The 18,937-nt window shown below is 70.0% G+C and carries 16 protein-coding genes; 6 read left to right on the plus strand and 10 right to left on the minus strand.

Features of this window, described 5'->3' with window-relative positions; translation table 11 throughout:
- Positions 1-10 precede the first annotated feature (10 nt).
- Together ACIBI4_RS14235 and ACIBI4_RS14240 are read right to left on the minus strand one after the other, a co-directional pair.
- Positions 11-1,579, minus strand: a complete 1,569-nt coding sequence (locus ACIBI4_RS14235; RefSeq protein WP_399204089.1) for an APC family permease — start codon at positions 1,577-1,579, stop codon at positions 11-13.
- Between the two features lie 170 nt (positions 1,580-1,749).
- Complete coding sequence (locus tag ACIBI4_RS14240; RefSeq protein ID WP_399204091.1) at positions 1,750-3,207, minus strand: aldehyde dehydrogenase family protein; 1,458 nt, start codon at positions 3,205-3,207, stop codon at positions 1,750-1,752.
- Positions 3,208-3,281: 74 nt separating this feature from the next.
- Between ACIBI4_RS14240 and ACIBI4_RS14245 the strand changes: the two genes are divergently transcribed.
- Positions 3,282-4,508 (plus strand): RNA-guided endonuclease InsQ/TnpB family protein, encoded by a 1,227-nt coding sequence (locus ACIBI4_RS14245; RefSeq protein ID WP_399204093.1) that lies wholly within the window; start codon positions 3,282-3,284, stop codon positions 4,506-4,508.
- A 55-nt stretch (positions 4,509-4,563) separates the two neighbouring features.
- Here the strand turns inward: ACIBI4_RS14245 and ACIBI4_RS14250 are convergent, their stop codons facing one another.
- The 6 genes from ACIBI4_RS14250 to ACIBI4_RS14275 all read right to left on the minus strand — a co-directional run bounded on the left by ACIBI4_RS14250 (position 4,564) and on the right by ACIBI4_RS14275 (position 11,390).
- Positions 4,564-6,303 carry an amidohydrolase family protein gene (locus tag ACIBI4_RS14250; protein WP_399204094.1) on the minus strand — a complete coding sequence of 580 codons (1,740 nt, stop codon included), beginning with the start codon at positions 6,301-6,303 and terminating at the stop codon, positions 4,564-4,566.
- Positions 6,304-6,512: 209 nt separating this feature from the next.
- Positions 6,513-7,634 carry an LLM class flavin-dependent oxidoreductase gene (locus ACIBI4_RS14255; protein WP_399204095.1) on the minus strand — a complete coding sequence of 374 codons (1,122 nt, stop codon included), beginning with the start codon at positions 7,632-7,634 and terminating at the stop codon, positions 6,513-6,515.
- A gap of 148 nt (positions 7,635-7,782) precedes the next feature.
- Entirely contained in the window at positions 7,783-8,565 is a 783-nt protein-coding gene (locus ACIBI4_RS14260) for an SDR family NAD(P)-dependent oxidoreductase (RefSeq protein ID WP_399204096.1), read from the minus strand.
- A 44-nt stretch (positions 8,566-8,609) separates the two neighbouring features.
- Positions 8,610-9,551: an LLM class F420-dependent oxidoreductase gene (locus ACIBI4_RS14265; RefSeq protein WP_399204097.1), complete on the minus strand. Its 942-nt coding sequence runs from the start codon at positions 9,549-9,551 to the stop codon at positions 8,610-8,612.
- 121 nt (positions 9,552-9,672) lie between these two features.
- Positions 9,673-10,086 (minus strand): PaaI family thioesterase, encoded by a 414-nt coding sequence (locus ACIBI4_RS14270; RefSeq protein WP_399204098.1) that lies wholly within the window; start codon positions 10,084-10,086, stop codon positions 9,673-9,675.
- 71 nt (positions 10,087-10,157) lie between these two features.
- The gene (locus ACIBI4_RS14275) at positions 10,158-11,390 is read right to left on the minus strand and encodes an amidohydrolase family protein (protein WP_399204099.1); all 1,233 of its coding nucleotides are present in this window, start codon (positions 11,388-11,390) and stop codon (positions 10,158-10,160) included.
- A gap of 259 nt (positions 11,391-11,649) precedes the next feature.
- Between ACIBI4_RS14275 and ACIBI4_RS14280 the strand changes: the two genes are divergently transcribed.
- Positions 11,650-14,589, plus strand: a complete 2,940-nt coding sequence (locus ACIBI4_RS14280; RefSeq protein WP_399204100.1) for a BTAD domain-containing putative transcriptional regulator — start codon at positions 11,650-11,652, stop codon at positions 14,587-14,589.
- Positions 14,590-14,818: 229 nt separating this feature from the next.
- Positions 14,819-14,974, plus strand: a complete 156-nt coding sequence (locus tag ACIBI4_RS14285) for a hypothetical protein (protein WP_399204101.1) — start codon at positions 14,819-14,821, stop codon at positions 14,972-14,974.
- A gap of 145 nt (positions 14,975-15,119) precedes the next feature.
- On the opposite strand, the gene ACIBI4_RS14290 is transcribed toward ACIBI4_RS14285, so the two are convergent.
- Positions 15,120-15,698 carry a TetR/AcrR family transcriptional regulator gene (locus ACIBI4_RS14290; RefSeq protein WP_399204102.1) on the minus strand — a complete coding sequence of 193 codons (579 nt, stop codon included), beginning with the start codon at positions 15,696-15,698 and terminating at the stop codon, positions 15,120-15,122.
- Between the two features lie 94 nt (positions 15,699-15,792).
- Here ACIBI4_RS14290 and ACIBI4_RS14295 point away from each other — a divergent pair, with 94 nt between their 5' ends.
- The 3 genes from ACIBI4_RS14295 (at position 15,793) to ACIBI4_RS14305 (ending at position 17,197) form a co-directional block, all read left to right on the plus strand.
- Positions 15,793-16,239, plus strand: a complete 447-nt coding sequence (locus ACIBI4_RS14295) for an anthrone oxygenase family protein (RefSeq protein ID WP_399204103.1) — start codon at positions 15,793-15,795, stop codon at positions 16,237-16,239.
- A 73-nt stretch (positions 16,240-16,312) separates the two neighbouring features.
- Positions 16,313-16,780, plus strand: coding sequence for a DUF4267 domain-containing protein (locus tag ACIBI4_RS14300; protein ID WP_399204104.1), 468 nt, complete (start codon positions 16,313-16,315; stop codon positions 16,778-16,780).
- Positions 16,781-16,825: 45 nt separating this feature from the next.
- Entirely contained in the window at positions 16,826-17,197 is a 372-nt protein-coding gene (locus ACIBI4_RS14305) for a VOC family protein (RefSeq protein ID WP_399204105.1), read from the plus strand.
- 36 nt (positions 17,198-17,233) lie between these two features.
- On the opposite strand, the gene ACIBI4_RS14310 is transcribed toward ACIBI4_RS14305, so the two are convergent.
- Positions 17,234-18,835 (minus strand): FadD3 family acyl-CoA ligase, encoded by a 1,602-nt coding sequence (locus ACIBI4_RS14310; protein ID WP_399204311.1) that lies wholly within the window; start codon positions 18,833-18,835, stop codon positions 17,234-17,236.
- Between the last annotated feature and the right edge of the window lie 102 nt (positions 18,836-18,937).

Consider the following 18,937-nt stretch of genomic DNA (forward strand, 5'->3'; position numbering starts at 1 on the left):
ACGGGTGCGCTCAGTCCTCCACGACCAGCGCCGGCGTCTCCTTCGTGAGCACCTCGCCGCGGAAGAAGGCCGGGCTGCGGTGCTGCATCACCAGCATGATGACCAGGCCCAGGGCCAGCAGGCCCACGCCGATGACGAAGACCGAGCCGACGCCGAGGACGGACGATCCGCTGCCGTACGCCGGGTCCCACATGTCGTAGAGCGTCTTGGCGAAGACGGCCGCGAGCAGGAGGCCGCCGAGGACCGGGAAGGCGCCCTTGAAGACGAGGTCGCGGGGCGAGCGGGTCAGTTCGTGGCGGAAGTACCAGGCGCAGGCGAAGGCCGTGATCGAGTAGTAGAAGCAGATCATGAGGCCGAGCGCGTAGATCGTGTCGACCAGGACGTGCTCGCTGACCAGCGTCATCACCGTGTAGAAGACGCCGGTCGCGACGCCCGCCATGACGGTGGCGCGGCCGGGCGTCTTGAAGCGCGGGTGGGTCTTCGCGTACGAGGGCGGCAGGGCCTCGTACGCGGACATCGCGAGGACCGTGCGGGCCACCGGGATGAAGGTGGTCTGCAGGCTCGCGGCGGCGGAGGCGAGGACCGCGACGAAGAGCAGGATGCCGAGCCCCGGGCCCATGACCGGTCCCGCGAGCGCGGCGAAGACGTTGTCCGAGGTGTCGGGGTTGGCGAGGCCGAGGCCCTTGTCGCCGGCGCCGACGGCCATCTGGGCGGCGATGCCCGTGGCGAGGTAGGAGCCGACGAGGACGATCATCGAGACGAGGGCCGCGCGGCCGGGGGTCTTCTCGGAGCCGATGGTCTCCTCGTTGGCGGTGAGACAGGCGTCCCAGCCCCAGAACATGAAGATCGACAGCGAGAGCCCCGCGGTGAAAGCGGCGAACGAGCCGACCGCGAACGGGTTCAGCCAGGACCACGAGAAGTCCACGCTCGTCGCGAAGGAGTCGGCCTTCTGCAGCGCCATCACGACGAAGAGCGCCAGGACGACCAGCTGGAGTCCCACGAGCGCGTACTGCACGCCCTTCGTGGCCGTCATGCCGCGGTAGCTCACGGCCGTGGCGAAGGCGATCAGGGCGAGACAGGTGACGATGTGGACGGCCTTGTTGCCGTCGAGGGCCGCGACGTCGGGGTTGCCGGTGATCTCACCGGCCAGCAGCCAGAAATACGAGGTGGCCACGCCCGCGAGGTTGGAGAGCACGATGATCGTGGCGATCACCAGACCCCAGCCGCACATCCAGCCGATCCTCGGCCCGAAGGCCTTCACGGTCCAGGTGAACGAGGTGCCGCAGTCCGGCATGGACTTGTTGAGCTCGCGGTAGGCGAAGGCCACGAGCAGCATCGGCAGGAAGCCCGCGAGGAAGATCGCGGGCATCTGCACGCCGACCTCGCCGGCGGTGGAGCCGAGGGTCGAGGTCAGGCAGTAGACGGGGGCGACCGTGGAGATGCCGATGACGGCGCTTCCGGTCAGGCCGACGGAGTTCTTGCCGAGCCCTTTGGCACGGACACCGTCCTGCCCGTCGCCGTCGGTGGCGACCGTCCGTACCGCGTCTCCGGCCTGGGGCCGGGCATCCAGCTGCGTCATGAACAGGACGTTAAGTGCTGCGGTTTCCACGGTTGCGAACGCGAAAGCTCCCGGTCACGGGCCCAACGGCCGGTGAAACCAAGGAATTCCGCTACGCGGAAACCGCAGCACTCTCCGTTTTGTACAGGTTCTAAATTTTCCGGTGACTCCTGCTCGGCCACCGCCCCGCTTCAGGTGGTCCAGACCACCGACTGCAGCTCGCTGTAGGCCGCCAGCGCGTACGACCCGCAGTCCCGCCCCACCCCCGACTGCTTGAAGCCGCCGAACGGGGCCTCCATGTTGCGGCCGATCGTGTTGATGCCGACGCCACCCGAGCGCAGACGGCGGCCCACGCGGAAGGCGCGGGCCACGTCGCCGGACCAGACGTAGGACAGGAGGCCGTAGTCGCTGTCGTTGGCGAGGCGGATGGCTTCCTCCTCGTCGTCGAAGGGGACGACCACGACGACCGGGCCGAAGATCTCCTCGCGGACGATGCGCATGTCGTTGGTGCAGTCCGCGAAGAGGGTCGGGGCCACGTAGAAGCCGCGGTCCATGGCCGGCCGCTCGCCGCCCGCCACCAGCCGCGCGCCCTCCTTCCTGCCGAGCTCGATGTAGGACTCGACGCGGTCGCGGTGCGCGGCGGAGATGACCGGGCCGACCACCGTGCCCTTGGCCGCCGGGTCGCCGACCTTCATGAAGCCGATGTACTGGGTGAGCTTCTCGATGAGCTGCTCGTAGACCGAGCGGTGGGCCAGGACACGCGTGGGTGCCGTGCAGATCTGCCCGCTGTAGAAGGCGTACGTCGTGCCGATGCCCATCATCGCCGCGTCCAGGTCCGCGTCGTCGAGGACGATCGCCGCGCCCTTGCCGCCGAGCTCCATGAGCTGGCGTTTCATCGTGCGCCCGCAGACCTCGCCGATCGCCTGGCCCACGGACGTCGACCCCGTGAAGCTCACCATGTCGACGTCCGGGGAGTCGACGGCCGCCTGCCCCACGTCCACCGACGTACCCGAGACGACGTTCACGACACCGGCCGGGGCGCCCGCCTGCTCCAGCGCCTGGGCCATCTTGAACACGGAGAGCGGGTCCTGCGGCGCGGGCTTCACCACGACCGTGTTGCCCATCGCGAGCGCCGGTGCCACCTTGCCCGCGGGGTTCGCCCACGGGTTGTTGTACGAGGTGATGCAGGTGACGACGCCGACCGGGGCCCGTACCTCCAGGGCCCCGAACGCGCCCGCCTTGCCCATCGGGCCCGCCTCGTTGATCTGCGGCGGCAACGCGTGCTCGACGGGTTCGAGCGCCCCCTTCGCGTACCGGCTGAAGCGCGCCGTACCGACCGCGACCTGCATACCGCGCGCGGTACCGGTGGTGGCGCCGGTCTCGGCGCGGGCCAGTTCGGCGTATTCGGCGGAGTTCGCGTGGATGATCTCCGCGGTCCGCGCGAGGATCGCCGCCCGCTCCTCGGGCTTCGTCCGCGACCAGGTCTCGAACGCCTCCCGTGCGCGGGCCGCCGCCTCGTACACCTGCGCACGCGACGCCTCGGGGGCGAGCCCGACGGCCTCCTCGGTCGCCGGGTTGATCACTTCGTAGTGGCCGCCCTCGGGCTCGACCCACTCACCGCCTATGAACAGGCGCTGACCATCGGTCACTGAAAGCCTCCGAAGATGCGTGGAAATGGGCAACTTGGACTCAACTGTCATACCTCCTAGGTATGTTGGAGGCGATGAAGACGACACCAGAAACGGCGAAGGTGGTGACCGGGTTTGCCCGGTACACGTACCGCCTGCGCGTGTCGTCGACCGCTCGCTCGGCTCTTGAGGCGGAATGGGACCGGTGCCGCTGGATCTGGAATGAATGCGTGGCCAAGTCCACGGCCATGCATCTGCGCAACAAAACCACCGGCGAGCAGCGGACCTGTGGACCCGCTCAGCTCGACAAGATGCTGACCAGCGCCCGTGCCACGACGCCCTGGCTGCGCGAAGGAAGCTCTGTCCCGCAGCAACAAACGATTCGGGACTTCAGCGCTTCGAGAGCGAAGGCTCAAAATGACATGAAGGCCCGGTTGCCGATGAAACAGCGGGCCGGAATGCCCCGCGCCAAGAAGAAGCGGGAAGCACTCCCGACGCTCAACTACACGCGGCGCGGATTTCGGTTGCTGGAGGATCGTCTGCATCTGGCCGGTGGGATCGTGCTGAGCGTGGTCTGGTCCCGCGACCTGCCGGCTGCTCCATCGAGCGTACGAATCCACCGGGACAACCTCGGCCACTGGTACGCCTCGTTCGTCGTCCCGGCAAGTGTTCAGCCACTGCCGGAGACCGGAGCGGTCATCGGCGTGGACTGGGGAGTCACTGAGACGGCGACCACCACCAGCGCCGCGCATGATCTCCCACATGCTGAGCACGGCAAGAAGGCGTCCGACCGGCTTAGGCATTACCAACGGCAGATGGCGCGCCGCCGTCGCCCGAAAGGCAAAGCGCAGTCCAAGGGCTATCGCCGTGCACAGAAACAGGCAGCGAAACTGCACAAGAAGGTTGCCCGACAGCGACAGGACACTGCACGCAAGTGGGCCAAGGCTGTTGTGACCGACCATGACGTGCTGGCAGTGGAGGACTTCCGTCCGAGGTTCCTCGCGAAGTCGACCATGGCGCGCAAGGCCGCTGATGCGGCAATCGGTGCGACAAAGATGGCCCTTGTCGAGATGGGTCGCAAGCACGGGCGGGACGTTCGCCTCGTGCACCCCGCGCACACCACAATGGACTGCGCGCAGTGCGGTGCGAGAACCAAGCACGCTCTACCTCTTTCCGAACGCACGTATACGTGCACCGCGTGCGGGCTCGTGTCCCCCAGGGACAAGAACTCTGCTTACGTGATGCTCGTCCGGGCAGGTCTGAACCCGGCTGGCGTTGATCGCGGAAGACCAGACGGGGCGCTGCCCCGTCTGGCAGCGTGAGCTAGAAATCCCACTGTCCCTGAAGGAGAGCTGCCCCTTCAGGGACAGGGAGCAGTCAATTGGTGCTCACCGTCCTGGTGTCCTGGCCGGAACGCAGGACCTTGCCGGGAACGGCACCGGTCACGACGTCCTCACGGATGGCCTCGACGCCGTTGACCCACACGGCGTTGATGCCGATGGCCTTGGAGTCGAGACGGGGGCTGTCGCCGGGCAGGTCGTGGACCAGCGTGGCCTTGCCGGCGTCGATCTTCTCGGGGTCGAACAGGACCAGGTCGGCGAAGTAGCCCTCCTGGATCCGGCCGCGGTCGATGAGTCCGAAGAGCCGCGCCGGGTCGTCGGTGAGCATCTTGACCGCCTGCTCCAGGCCCGCCAGCTTGCGGCCGCGCAGACAGTCACCGATGAAGCGCGTCGTGTACGGGGCTCCGCACATGCGGTCCAGATGGGCACCGGCGTCGGAGCCGCCGAGCATGATGTCCTCGTGCTCCCAGGACTCCTTGCGCAGCTCCCAGGAGGCCGGGTCGTTGTCGGTCGGCATGGGCCACAGGACCGTACGCAGCTCGTCGTTGGCGCAGATCTCGACCAGGCACTGGAAGGCGTCCTGGCCGCGCTCGGCCGCGATGTCGCCCACGACACGGCCGCTGAGGCCCTCGTTCTCCTTGGAGTACGTGTCGCCGATGACGTACCGCCCGAAGTTCGCGAGCCGCCGGAAGACACCCGCCTCCTTGGAGTCGGCGCGCCGCAGCATCTCGGCCCGCACCTCAGGGTCCCGCAGCTTCGCGATCCGCTCGGGGACGGGAAGACCGAGGATCTCGCCCCAGCCGGGGATGAGGTTGAGGGCGCAGAACGTGCCGAGGGACATGTTCATGGGCGCGAGGATCGGCATGGTGAGCGCCACGATCCGGCCGCCGGCCTTGCGGGCCCGCTCGGAGGGGATGATCTGGCGCGGCACCCGCTCGGGGACGGCGGCGTCGATGGTGAGGACGTTCCAGTTGAGGGGCCGTCCGGCGGCCGCGCTCATGTCCACGAAGAGATCGATCTCGTCGTCGCTGAACTGGTCGAGGCAGCCCGCCACGATCGCTTCGAGCTGGGTGCCCTCGTGCTCACCGACGGCCTGGGAGAACGCGATCAGCTCTTCCCGCTTCGCGTGCCGGGAGGCGACCGGCTGCCCGTTGCCGTCGGAGTGCGTGGACGACTGGGTGGTGGACAGACCCCACGCGCCCTCGTCCATGGCGGTGTGCAGCAGGTCGAGCATCTGCTGCAGCTGCTCTTCGGTGGGCTGTCCGCCGACCGCGTCCTCCCCCATCACGTACCGGCGTATCGCGCAGTGCCCCACCATGAACCCGGCGTTGACGGCGATCCGGCCGTCCAGCGCGTTCAGGTACTCGCCGAAACTGGACCAGTTCCAGGGCGCGCCCTCCTCCAGGGCGACCAGGGACATGCCCTCGACCTTCGACATCATCCGCCGCGTGTAGTCCGCGTCCTCGGGCCGCGCGGGGTTGAGCGGCGCGAGCGTGAAGCCGCAGTTGCCGCCCGCGACCGTGGTGACGCCGTGGTTGAGGGACGGGGTCGCGTACGGGTCCCAGAAGAGCTGGGCGTCGTAGTGGGTGTGCGGGTCGACGAAGCCGGGCGCGAGCACCTTGCCGGTGGCGTCCTCGCTGGTGCGCGCCTCCTCGGCGATCGTCCCCGGCTCCGCGATCACGGCGATCCGGCCGTCGCGGATCCCCACGTCCAGCGTGCGTGCGGGGGCGCCGGTGCCGTCGACTACGGTCGCGCCCTTGATCAGGTGGTCGAGCATGACGGGTCCCTTCGGGTGCGGTGCGTTTCCTGTACGTGGGGTGCTGTCCATGGGGTTCTGTACGTGGGGTCGTGCGTGTGTCCCGGCCGGGTCCCCGCCGGTGTGGCCGCCACCGTGCGGGGATCCGGCCGGGTCGTACGGGAGGGTGCGGTCCGGGAAGACGCACCGTCCCGCTCCCGGGCGACGGCGCCAGGGCCTGCGGACAGGGCCTAGGCCGTCTGCCGGAACCTTGTGGTCCGGTGCACCGGATCCGTGTCGATCTCCGGGATGACGTGCTCGCCGACGAGTTTCAGCGTGGTGAGCACGTCCTCCTTCGCCACCCCGACCGGGATGCCGAAGGAGAGCTGGTCGGCGCCGGCCTGCTCCCAGCGCCTGCACTGGGCGAGCACCTCGTCGGGGTCGCCGCAGACCAGCAGCTCTTCCTCGATGAGGAGTTCGACGATCTCCTCGTTGAAGTCGGGCAGCATCTCGGGCCAGACGGGCAGGCCCTCGGGCTTGGGGAAGGTGTCGTGGTAGTAGAAGACGAGCGACTGCAGCCGGTTGAGCCCGCTGTTCACGGCGATCTGCACGGCCTTCTCGTGCGTCTCGGCGCAGATCGCGGTCGTCGTCACCATGACGTTGTCGTTGACGAAGCCGCCGACCGGTTCGGCCTCGGTGATCGCGCCTTTGTACTGCTCGAGGACCCACTCCATGTCCTGCACGCGCTGCACGCTGAACCCGAGGACACCGAGCCCCTTCTTGGCGGCCATCGCGTACGAGGACGGGGATCCGGCCGCGTACCACATGGCCGGGTGCGAGGGGCCGTACGGCTTCGGGAAGACCTTGCGCGGCGGCAGCGACCAGTGCTTGCCCTGGAAGCCCTCGTACTCCTCCTGGAGGAACATCTTCGGGAACTCCGCGACGGTCTCCTCCCACATCTCCTTGGTGGCGTTCATGTCCTCGATGCCGGGCAGAAAGCCGAGGATCTCGTGGCTTCCCGCGCCGCGGCCCGTACCGAACTCGAAGCGCCCTTTGGAGAGGTGGTCCAGCATGGCCACCTTCTCGGCGACCTTCACCGGGTGGTTGACCTTGGCGAGCGGGTTGAAGATGCCCGAGCCGAGGTGGATGCGCTCGGTGGCGTGGGCGAGGTAGCCGAGGAAGACCTCGTTGGCGGACAGGTGCGAGTACTGCTCCAGGAAGTGGTGCTCGGAGGCCCAGGCGTACTTGAAGCCGGACTTGTCCGCCTGGATGACGTACTCGGTCTCGTCCATGAGGGCGTGGTGCTCGGCCTGCGGGTCCACGGCACGTCGGGTGTCGGGCACGTACCCCTGGACAAATATCCCGAATTCCACGGAGGTTCACCGTCCTCAATCGGTCCCGCACATCGATGTCTGACGCCGCCCATTTCTGACGACCCGTCAGATGAGCCGCTTCGCACTGTTTCACCACCCGTGCGGGCCGTCAATACTGACGGCCCGTCAGGTCCCTGCGGACGGACACCTATATGACACTGACGCCGGCAAGCCAGCCGCCGTCCACGACGAACGGCTGCCCGGTGATGTACGAGGAGTCGGGCCCGGACAGGAACAGCGCCAGGTCCGCGACCTCCTTGGCCCGGCCCACGCGGCCGAGCGGGACGAGCTTGCGGTAGAGCTCGTCGAGCGCGGCGGTCATCTCGTCCTGGTCGACGTCCGGGTCGAGCTGCGCGGGGTTGGACATCGGGGTGTCGATCGCGCCGGGGCAGACCGCGTTGACCCGGATGTTCATGCCGGCCAGCTCCAGGGCCGCGACGCGGGTGAGGCCGACGATGGCGTGCTTGGTCGCGGCGTACGTGCCGACGGCGCCCATGCCGGTCAGGCCCGTGTACGAGGCGGTGTTCACGATCGTGCCGCCGCCCGCCTCACCGATCACGGGCGCGACGGTCTTGATGCCGAGGAAGGCGCCGACCTGGTTGACCTGGATGACGGTCATGAACTCTTCGAGCGGGGTGTCGACGAGGGCGTTGAAGCGCAGGATCCCGGCGTTGTTGACCAGCCCGTCGATCTTCCCGAAGGCGCCCTTGGCGGTCTCGACGGCGGCCTGCCACTGCTCCTCCTGGCTCACGTCGAGGTGGACATAGACCGCGGCGTCGCCGATCTCCTTGGCGACCGCCTCCCCCTGCTCGTCGAGCACGTCGGCGAGCACGACCTTGGCACCCTCGGCCGCGAACAGCCGCGCCTCCTGCTCTCCCTGACCGCGCGCGGCGCCGGTGATGAATACGACACGTCCGTCGAGCTTGCCCATGCGGGTTCTCCTTGGTTGAGGGGTGCGGGGAGCGAAGAAGAGGGTCAGTCGTTGAGGAGCGGCGCGACCTCGGCGCCGAACGCCGCCATCTGGTCGGTGAGTTCGGCGAGGCTCCGGTTCGGGAAGCGGATCTGGATCTGGTGGACGCCCATCGCGCCGTAGGCGCGCAGGGAGTCCGCGACCGCCTCCGCCTTGCCGCTGATGGTCCACGGTCCGGCGTCGAAAGCGGGTTCACCGATGTAGAGCGGCTCGGTGATCGTGCCGATGACGAGCGGGGTGCCGACGCCCGCCGCCTCGCGCAGCTCCTTCAGTTTCGCGATCTTCGCGGGCAGTTTGGTCCGCGGGTCTCCCTGCGGCAGCCAGCCGTCGCCGCGCGTGGCGGCCCGGCGCATCGCGGCGGGCGAGGAGCCGCCGACCCAAATCGGCACGCGCTCCTGCGCGGGGCGCGGGCGCTGGCCGAGTCCGCTGAACCGGAAGCGTTCGCCGTGGTGTTCGGGGTACTCCTCCTGGCCGAGCGCGGCCTTGAGGGCGTCGACGGTCTCGTCCAGGACGCGGCCGCGCCCCGCGAAGTCGACGCCGAGCGCCTGGAACTCCTCCTCCACATGCCCCGCGCCGACCCCGAGGATCAGCCGTCCGCCGGAGAGATGGTCGACGGTGGCGTACGCCTTCGCGGCGGCCAGCGGGTGGCGCAGGCCGACGATCGCCACGTGGCTGAGCAGCTTCACGCGCTCGGTGACGGCGGCCAGGTAGGAGAGGGTGGCGACCGGGTCGTACCAGGTGGTGCGCATCGCGTCGGCGAGGCGGCGCGGGATGGCGATGTGGTCGCAGTTGGCGATGTAGTCGAAGCCGGCCCGGTCGGCGGTGCGGGCGATCTCGACCAGTTCGGCGGGCCCCGCCTGGGCTTCCCACTCCTCGGCGAAGATGGCGCTCTGCGCCTGGACCGGCAGCTGCATGCCGTACACCAGCCGCCCCTGTTCGTACACCATGCCGCACACCCCTCATCTGACGAACCGTCATATCCAGGTACCGGCACATCGTGGTACCTGACGGTTCATCAGGCAAGGGGTGCGAGCGGGGAGCCGGGCACGGGATGCGCGTGCAGGCGACTCAGCCCAGGAGCGCGTACACCGTGCTCGCCCGCGCCGCCGGCTCCGTCGCGCCCTCCGCCGTCATGTCGACGTCGGCGAAGGCCATCCTGCGGCCGAGCTTGGTGACACGGGCCTCGATCCGGACGTCCGCGTCGAGGACCGCGCGCTGGAACGAGGTCGACTGCTGGACCGTGGTCATCGGCACGAAGCCGCCGCGCGCCGCGGCCACGGCGATCACGGTCGCCGTGTCCGCGGCCGCCATCAGGGCCTGGCCCGAGAGTCCGCCGCCCTCACGGGCGAGCCGCGAGGACCACGGCAGCCGCAGGACGGCGCTCAGTTCGCCGGTTCCGACGACGGTGAGGCCCAGATCCAGCACCCAGGGTGCGAAGTTGGCGGCGAGGATCTTCTCGGCCTCGGCAGGAGTGAGAGTCATGCGGAGGTTCTCCCCTGCCGAGGCCGCGGCCACGCACCCGGTACCCGGCCGCCCCGGCCGCTCCCGCCCGCCTACGCCCTGGGCGCCGACGGCCCCCACAGCCCGTCCTCGGTGAGCCCGAGCAGTTCGATCGCGTTGCTGCGCACCAGCTGGTCCACGACATCCGGGGCCAGGTGGCCCATCTGGGACTCGCCGACCTCCTTGGACTTGGGCCAGGTGGAGTCGGAGTGCGGGTAGTCCGTCTCGTAGAGGACGTTCTTGACGCCGATCGCGTCGAGGTTCTTCAGGCCGAAGGCGTCGTCGAAGAAGCAGCCGTAGACGTGCTCGGCGAACAGCTCGGACGGCGGCCGGAGCACCTTGTCGGCGACCCCGCCCCAGGCCCGGTTCTCCTCCCAGACCACGTCCGCGCGCTCCAGGATGTACGGGATCCAGCCGATCTGGCCCTCCGCGTACATGATCTTCAGGTTCGGGAAGCGCTCGAACTTGCCGCTCATCAGCCAGTCGACCATCGAGAAGCAGCAGTTGGCGAAGGTGATGGTGGAGCCGACGGCCGGCGGGGCGTCGGCGGAGGTCGAGGGCATCCGCGAGGACGAGCCGATGTGCATCGCGATGACCGTGCCGGTCTCGTTGCACGCCTCCAGGAACGGGTCCCACTCGTCCGTGTGGATGGAGGGCAGCCCCAGGTGCGGGGGTATCTCGGAGAAGGCGACGGCGCGGACGCCGCGGGCCGCGTTGCGCCGGACCTCCTCGGCCGCGAGCCGCGCGTCCCAGAGCGGGATGAGCGTGAGCGGGATGAGCCGGCCCTGCGCGTCCGGGCCGCACCACTCCTCCACCATCCAGTCGTTGTACGCCTTCACGCCGAGCAGTCCGAGCTCGCGGTCCTTGGCCTCGGTGAAGGTCTGGCCGCAGAAGCGCGGGAAGGTCGGGAAGCAGACCGCGGACTGGACGTGGTTGATGTCCATGTCCGCGAGCCGCTCGGGCACCGAGAAGCTGCCCGGGCGCATCTGCTCGTACGTGATGACCTCGAGCTTGATCTCGTCCCTGTCGTAGCCGACGGCCGTGTCGAGGCGGGTGAGCGGGCGGTGCAGGTCCTCGTAGACCCACCAGTCGCCGATCGGCCCGTCGTCTCCGGGTGCGCCCATCACCGGTGCGAACTTGCCACCCAGGAAGGTCATTTCCTTCAAGGGCGCGCGTACGATCCGGGGGCCGATGTCCTGGTACTTGGACGGGAGCCGGTCCCGCCAGACGTTGGGGGGCTCAACCGTGTGGTCGTCCACCGAGATGATCTTCGGGAAGGTCTCCATGGTCCCCACGGTAGCCCCTATCTGACGGATCGTCAGCTCCCTGGATGGCCTCGGTTCCGGTCGTATCACCATCCGCCCCCGCTCCTACCGCCACGCACAGACTCTTCGTACGGTGTGCGGACCCCGTGAGAGGTGCCTCACGCGGCTGACGTCATGGCCGTGCACAGGGCAAACTGGGGCAGGTGATTCCCGTACACCCGACGGGAGTTACCACGAAACAGGGCAAAGCAGGGCCAAACCAGGGGCCAGGGGGAGCAGGATGGACGGTGTACCGCGTGTGCCGGCCCAGCGAGGTCCGGAGGCGATGACTGCCGGTACGCCGCTGCAGTTCAGTGTGCTCGGGCCGGTGCGGGCCTGGCGCGGCGGCGACTCGCTGCCGACCGGCTCCCCGCAGCAGCGCGCGCTGCTCGCGGCGCTGCTCCTGCGGCAGGGGCGCACCGCCACCGCCGCCGAGCTGATCGACGGCATCTGGGGCGACGAGCCCCCGACGCAGGCGCTGGCCGCGCTGCGCACGTACGCCTCACGGCTGCGCAAGATCCTCGACGAGGACTCGCTGGTGACCGAGTCCGGCGGCTATGCGATGCGTTTCGACGCCGACGCCCTCGACCTGGCCCTGGCCGAGGAGCTGTGGGCGGAGGCCGAGCAGGCGCGCGCCGCGGGCGACCTCTGCCAGGCCCGCGCGCTGATCAACAAGCTGCTCGGACTGTGGGACGGCGAACCGCTGGCCAACGTCCCCGGCCCGTACGCGGACACCCAGCGCACCCGTCTCGTCGAGTGGGGCCTGCAACTCCTCGAATCCCGCCTCGACATGGACCTGGAGCAGGGCTGCCACGCGGAGGCGGTCTCCGAGCTGACCGCCCTGACCTCCGCGCACCCGCTGCGCGAGCGGCTGCGCGAGCTGCTGATGCTCGCGCTGTACCGCAGCGGCCGGCAGGCCGAGGCGCTCGCCGTGTACGACGACACCCGGCGGCTGCTCACCGAGGAACTGGGGGTGGATCCGCGCCAGGGCCTGGCCGAGCTGCACCAGCGGATCCTGCAGGCCGACCCGGCGCTCGCGGAGCCCGAGGCGCCGCTCGCCGAACCGGCCGCCGTGACGGTGAGACCGGCTCAGCTCCCCGCGACCGTCTCCGACTTCACCGGGCGCACGTCCTTCGTTGCCGAGCTGCGCGACGTCCTCGCCTCCGCCGAGGGCCAGGTCATGGCCGTGTCCGCGGTCGCGGGCATCGGCGGCGTGGGCAAGACGACGCTCGCCGTGCATGTCGCGCACGCCGCGCGCGCGTCCTTCCCCGACGGGCAGCTGTACTTCAACCTGCAGGGCACCGGGCCGCGCGTCGCCGAACCGCAGGCGGTGCTCGGCGCGTTCCTGCGGGCCCTCGGCACCGCCGACGCGGACATGCCCAAGTCTCTCGACGAGCGCGGTGCCCTGTTCCGCTCGCTGCTCGACGGCCGCCGCGTCCTCGTCCTCCTGGACAACGCGCGCGACGCCGCCCAGATCCGCCCGCTGCTCCCCGGCACCCCGGGCTGCGCGGCCCTCGTCACCTCGCGGCACCGCATGGTGGATCTCGCGGGCGCGCATCTCGTCGACCTCGATGTGATGGCGCCCGACGAGGCGCTGCAGCTCTTCACCCGCATCGTCGGCGAGGAGCGGGTGGGTGCCGAGCGCGAGGCCGCCCTCGACGTCGTCGCGGCCTGCGGTTTCCTGCCGCTCGCGATACGCGTCGCCGCATCGCGGCTCGCCTCCCGCCGCACCTGGACGGTCTCGGTGCTCGCGGCGAAGCTCGCCGACGAGCGGCGCCGTCTGGACGAACTGCAGGCGGGCGACCTGGCCGTGAAGGCCACCTTCGAGCTGGGCTACGGACAGCTGGAGCCCGCGCAGGCGCGCGCGTTCCGCCTCCTGGGCCTCGCGGACGGGCCCGACATCTCGCTCGCGGCCGCGGCCGCCGTCCTCGATCTGCCCGAGGAGGACACCGAGGATCTCCTCGAATCCCTCGTCGACGCCTCGCTCGTGGAGTCCGCCGCGCCCGGCCGCTACCGCTACCACGACCTCGTCCGCCTCTACGCGCGTTCCTGTGCGGAGCGCGACGAGCAGCCGCCGAGCGAGTGCACGGCCGCGCAGTCGCGGCTGCTCGACTTCTATCTGGCGACCGCGGCCCAGGTGTACGCGATCGAGCGGCCCGGCGACCGCACCACCTCGCACCTCGCGCCGACCAGCCACCCGGGGCTGACCTTCACCAGCGGCGAGGACGCCCTGGACTGGCTGCACTCCGAGGCCAACTGCATCCTGTCCTGCGTACGGCAGTCGCTGCACGGCGAGAGCCTGGAGCGTGCCGTGGACCTGCTGCTCGTGGCCAAGGATCTCGGGGAGTCCGGGGCGAGTTCGCGGCCGTACGAGTCCGCGGCGCAGGCCGCCGCCGAGGCCTGCGCGGGCTCCCCGCGCGCCGAGGGCCGGGCCCGCACCACGCTCAGCCAGGTGCACAGCCGGCTGGGACGCTTCGACGAGGCGGCCGAGGAGGCGCGGCGGGCCGCCGCGCTCGGCCGGGCCGCCGGCGACCCCTGGACCGCGGCCAACGCGCCCAACGAGAGCGGCATCCTCGCGCTCTACCGCAAGGAGTACGCGGATGGCGAGCGGTACCTGCGGGACGCGATCGAGGCGTTCAGCGCCGACGGGAACGGTCCTGGCGAGGCCAGCGCGCTGTGCAACCTCTCGCGCATCCTCGTCGCGATGGGCGACACATCGGGTGCGGTGAAGCTCGCCGAGCAAGGGATGGGGATCTACGACGAGTTGGGCCTCACCGTCCGGCTGGCGAACGCGCGCCTCGCCCTGGGCATCGCCCTCACGGCGGCGGCCCGTCCGGCCGATGCGCTGGAGGAACTCCAGTCCGCGCTCACGGTGTTCACCGAGAACCGGCAGCGGCTGTGGGAGGGCACCACGCATCTGCGGATCGCCCAGGCCCACCTCGCCGCACGCCGCCCGTCACCGGCCGCGCTGCACGCCGAACAGGCCCTGTCGCTCGGCTGCATCGGCGGCGACTGGGCCCGTGCCAACGTCCTGACCGCGCTCGGCAGGGCGCTCGACTCCCTCGGCCAGACGGACCGCGCACGGGCCTGCTGGCGCGAGGCACTCGGTCTGTACGAGGAGACCAACTCCCCCGAGGCAGCGGAGATCCAGGGCCTGCTCACGCCGCTCGCGGCGGCCTGACGACCGCCCCCCGGAAGGCTCTGCTCCGGTTCGGGTCAACGGCGTTCATCAATCGTTTATGCCGCTCCCCCATGCTCTGAATCAGCGGCCCGTTGCGTCGGGGGGCAGACGGTTCGCCGGGAAGGCCCACGTTCTAAGGTGGGCGGTCCAGAACGCCCGTTCGGCGGTCCTCGGGGGAGTCGCCGAACGGGCGCTCGACATCATCGATCACGACGTACAGGGGAGCACGATGAGCGACGCCGCGAAGAAGCCCACCGAGAACGACGAAGAGATCACCACGCAGGACAGCCACGCCGGGAGCGAGCCCGTGAAGCCCACGGACAGCCACGCGGGCAGCGAGCCGGCGAAGCCGACCGACAGCCACGCGGGCTCGGAAGGCGCGTAACGACTCTCCTTGACGGGGGATCGCGGCCGCGGCGCGGGAGGGGGAGCCCACGCCGCGGCCGACGTACATAGGGGGACGGGGGGAAAAGGACCCGGGCAGCGCGAAGACGCTGCCCGGGTCCTTCCGTCTTTGTGCCCGAGCCTGCTCAGAACACAGCGAGCCGGTCCACCACGAGCCGCACCCGCTGCTCCGTGTACTCCGCGGGCAGCCGCCCGGAGCGGGCCAGGGTCGCGATCCCGTGCAGGCAGGACCAGAACACCTCGGTGAACAGGCCCGGTTCGACCCCTTCGCCGGCCACCGGGCCCAGCGTCTCGAACAGCGCGGCGAAGCCGTCCTTGAGCTGGGCCGGGGTGTCCTCCTGCGCGAACGCCAGGCCGCCGTCGAGCTGGAACATGGCGTCGTACACCGCCGGATTGCGCGCGGCGAAGTCCAGATAGCAGCGGGCGAGGGCCGTGACCCGCTCGCGCGGATCGTCCACGCCCGTGGTCGCGGCGCGCACCGCCGCCGCCATCTCCGTGGCGCCCTCCAGGGCGACGGCGCCGATGATCTCCCGTTTCCCGCGGAAGTGGCTGTAGAGGACGGGCTGGCTGTATTCGATGCGCTCGGCGAGCCGGCGCGTGGTGACCGCGTCCCAGCCCTGCTGCTCGGCGAGTTCCCGGGCCGTCGCCACGATGAGGCGCTCGCGGCTCGCCCTTTCGCGCTCCTTGCGTTCCTTGACCGACATACAGAAATTCTAGCACCGCTAGACAAGCGAGCGATAGAAGCGCTAGCGTTGCCCCATCGACTAGCAACGCTAGATTCCGTACGGAGGGGTCCTCATGTTCAGCACACTGCAGGTCATCACCACCGTGGTCCTCGGCGTGATGGTGGGAGTGGAGTTCGCCGTCCCGGCCTTCATCAATCCGATGGTCAACTCCCTGCCGGAGGACGCCGGTCAGCTCGCCCGCGCCTTCGGCGGCCGCCGGGGCGGCAAGGTGATGCCGTTCTGGTACTTCGGCTCGCTCGGCCTCGTCACGATATGGGCCGTCGCCGGCTGGGACCGCGACGGCACGGGGCTTGTCGTCGCCTCGGGCGTCCTGCTGATCGTCAGCGTGATCATGTCGATCGCCCTGCTCGTCCCGATCAACAACCGGACCAAGAACTGGACCCCGGAGAACCGGCCGGCGGACTGGAAGGAGCAGATGCGGCGCTGGGACCGCTGGCACCACGGCCGCATCGCGGTCATCGTCGCCTCCTTCGCCTGCCTGGTCGCCGCCCTCGTCTGAGCCCGCCCACAGACCACAGACCACAGACCACCGACCACAGACAGCCGTACGACGAACCCGAAGGAGATCCGCCATGTCGCTGAAGAACCTCAACAACACCCTGATCGCCGTCATCACCCTGTTCGTCCTCTACCTCGGACTGTCGTTCATCCTCTTCCCGGCGGCGTCCACGCCCGGGGTCGGGCTGCCGACCTGGCCCGAGGGGGACGGGGGCGGCTTCCTCGTCATGAAGGGCATCCGCGAGTTCTCGATGGGCCTGGTGCTCGTCGCGCTGTGGCTGACGCGGCACCGGCGCGCGCTGGGCTGGGTCCTCCTGATGGAGGCCGTCGCCCCGTTCGGCGACATGATCAACGTGCTGACCCATCACGGCTCCGCGGCCGCCGCGTTCGGCATCCACGGTCTGACCGCGGCCCTGATCGCGGCCACCGGGGCGCTGGTCCTGCGCGAGACCCGCACGTCCGCGCCGCTGGGCACCACCGCACCCGCCACGGCCGCACCCGCCACGGCCACCCCGGTCCGCGCCCCGCGGCCCGTCGCGTAACAACCCGGTTGACCGTACGAGAAGGGCGCGGAGACGATGCCGACCATGACCTCACACGTGCGCCACATCACCTTCGACTGCCATGACGCCTACGCCCAGGCCCAGTTCTGGGCGGAGGTCACCGGCGGGAAGGTGTCCGACGAGGACGCTCCCGGGGATCCGGAGGCGCTGGTCGAGTACGAGGGGACGCCGATCCTCTTCGTCACCGTGCCGGAGAGCAAGACCATCAAGAACCGGGTCCATCTCGACGTACAGCCGCAGGACCGCACGCGCGACGAGGAGGTCGAGCGGCTGATCGCGCTCGGGGCCACGCTCGTCAACGACATGCGGCAGCCCGACGGGCGCGGCTGGCAGACGCTGGCCGACCCCGAGGGGAACGAGTTCTGTGTGGAGCGGAGCGCGAAGGAACGGGGCTGAGCCCCGCTCCCTCGCGGGCCACGGGATCCGGGGCGCTCAGACCCGCGCCCGCAGCTCCGTCTTGAGCACTTTCCCGCTCGGGTTCCGCGGCAGGTCGGTCACGAACTCCACCTGCCGCGGCACCTTGTAGTTGGCCATCTCCCGTCGCGACCAGGCGATCAGGTCGTCGGAGGTGAGGGTGGAGCCGGGGCGGCGGACCGCGTAGACCTTGCCGACCTCGCCGAGGCGCGCGTCGGGGACACCGATGACCGCCACGTCGGCGATGTCCGGGTGCAGCCCGATGAGCTGCTCGATCTCCGCCGGGTAGGCGTTGAAGCCGCCGACGATGAACATGTCCTTGATCCGGTCGGTGATGCGGATGTTGCCGGCCTCGTCGATGACGCCGACGTCGCCCGTGCGCAGCCAGCCGTCCGGCGTGATGGTCTTCTTCGTTTCCTGCGGATCCTCGAAGTAGCCCTGCATCACGTTGTATCCGCGCACCAGGATCTCGCCGGGCCTGCCCGCGCCGAGCGCTTCGCCCGCCGGGTCGACCACCTGGACCTCCGTGCCGGGGATCGCCCGGCCCGAGGTCTCGGAGATCACCTCGGCCGCGTCGCCGCGGCGGCACATGGAGACGATCCCGCTGCACTCCGAGAGCCCGTACGCCGTCAGGACGGTGGCGATGCCGAGCTCCGAGCGCAGCCGTTCGACCAGCTGCAGCGGCACCACCGCGGCGCCCGTGACCACGAGCCGCAGCGCCGACAGATCGTGCTGGGAGCGCGCGGGGTGGTCGAGCAGCGACTGGTGGAGGGTGGGCGGTCCGGGCAGCACCGAGATGCGTTCGCTTGCGATGTTGGCGAGGACGGTCTCCACGTTGAACACCGGCTGCGGCACCATCGTCGCGCCGCGCATCAGACACGCGAGGATGCCCGCCTTGTAGCCGAACGTGTGGAAGAAGGGGTTGACGATCAGATAGCGGTCACCTTCCGCCAGACCCGCGATCTCGCTCCACGTGTCGTAGCCGCGCAGGGTCTGCGCGTGGGTGATCACGGCACCCTTCGGGTGACCGGTGGTGCCGGAGGTGAAGATGATGTCGGAGGGCGAGGAGCCGTCGATGCCCTCGACGCGTGCGGTGACCTCGGCGGTGTCCACGCCGTCGCCGGCGGCCAGGAAGTCCTTCCAGGTACGGAAGTTCTCCGGGGCGTCGTCGGAGAGCACGACCACCTGCTCCAGGTGCGGCAGCGCGGGCAGCGGCCCCTCCCCCGTGCCCTCGGCGGTCGCGCGGCGCAGCGAGGCCACGTACGAGGTGCCGAGGAAGGTGCCGGTGACGAAGAGCAGCTTCGCGCGGGAGCGGCCGAGGACGTACGCCGCCTCGGTGCCCTTGTAGCGGGTGTTGAGCGGGACGAGCACCGCGCCCGCGCTCACCGCGCCGAGCGCGGAGACGATCCAGTCGAGGGTGTTGGGCGCCCAGATGGCGACCCGGTCCCCCGCTTCGACGCCGCTCGCGATGCACGCGGCGGCGGCGCGGTCCACGCGTTCGCCCAGTTCCGCGTACGTGATCCTGCTCCGGCCCTCGACGACGGCCTCGCGCTCGGCGTACCGTCGGGCCGCCGCACGGACCAGGCCCGGAATGCTCCCCCACTCAAGGTCGCCGCGCATCTCCTGTGCTTCCCCGCGCATCGAAGCCCTCCCGACCCAGTAGCCGACGCAGTAGCTGACTATCCGTCAGATTAGCTGTAGCCTCCTCCGCTGTCAGCAGGG

It is taken from the genome of Streptomyces sp. NPDC050418 (genome assembly GCF_044458745.1).
In the GTDB taxonomy this organism is placed as follows: domain Bacteria; phylum Actinomycetota; class Actinomycetes; order Streptomycetales; family Streptomycetaceae; genus Streptomyces.

What these genes read in the sequence shown, in the direction of transcription:
- ACIBI4_RS14235 (WP_399204089.1), bottom strand. Translation starts at nt 1,579, where the DNA reads ATGACGCAGCTGGATGCCCGGCCCCAGGCCGGAGACGCGGTACGGACG.
- ACIBI4_RS14245 (WP_399204093.1), top strand. Translation starts at nt 3,282, where the DNA reads ATGAAGACGACACCAGAAACGGCGAAGGTGGTGACCGGGTTTGCCCGG.
- ACIBI4_RS14250 (WP_399204094.1), bottom strand. Translation starts at nt 6,303, where the DNA reads ATGCTCGACCACCTGATCAAGGGCGCGACCGTAGTCGACGGCACCGGC.
- ACIBI4_RS14260 (WP_399204096.1), bottom strand. Translation starts at nt 8,565, where the DNA reads ATGGGCAAGCTCGACGGACGTGTCGTATTCATCACCGGCGCCGCGCGC.
- ACIBI4_RS14265 (WP_399204097.1), bottom strand. Translation starts at nt 9,551, where the DNA reads ATGGTGTACGAACAGGGGCGGCTGGTGTACGGCATGCAGCTGCCGGTC.
- ACIBI4_RS14270 (WP_399204098.1), bottom strand. Translation starts at nt 10,086, where the DNA reads ATGACTCTCACTCCTGCCGAGGCCGAGAAGATCCTCGCCGCCAACTTC.
- ACIBI4_RS14275 (WP_399204099.1), bottom strand. Translation starts at nt 11,390, where the DNA reads ATGGAGACCTTCCCGAAGATCATCTCGGTGGACGACCACACGGTTGAG.
- ACIBI4_RS14280 (WP_399204100.1), top strand. Translation starts at nt 11,650, where the DNA reads ATGGACGGTGTACCGCGTGTGCCGGCCCAGCGAGGTCCGGAGGCGATG.
- ACIBI4_RS14285 (WP_399204101.1), top strand. Translation starts at nt 14,819, where the DNA reads ATGAGCGACGCCGCGAAGAAGCCCACCGAGAACGACGAAGAGATCACC.
- ACIBI4_RS14290 (WP_399204102.1), bottom strand. Translation starts at nt 15,698, where the DNA reads ATGTCGGTCAAGGAACGCAAGGAGCGCGAAAGGGCGAGCCGCGAGCGC.
- ACIBI4_RS14295 (WP_399204103.1), top strand. Translation starts at nt 15,793, where the DNA reads ATGTTCAGCACACTGCAGGTCATCACCACCGTGGTCCTCGGCGTGATG.
- ACIBI4_RS14300 (WP_399204104.1), top strand. Translation starts at nt 16,313, where the DNA reads ATGTCGCTGAAGAACCTCAACAACACCCTGATCGCCGTCATCACCCTG.
- ACIBI4_RS14305 (WP_399204105.1), top strand. Translation starts at nt 16,826, where the DNA reads ATGACCTCACACGTGCGCCACATCACCTTCGACTGCCATGACGCCTAC.
- ACIBI4_RS14310 (WP_399204311.1), bottom strand. Translation starts at nt 18,835, where the DNA reads ATGCGCGGCGACCTTGAGTGGGGGAGCATTCCGGGCCTGGTCCGTGCG.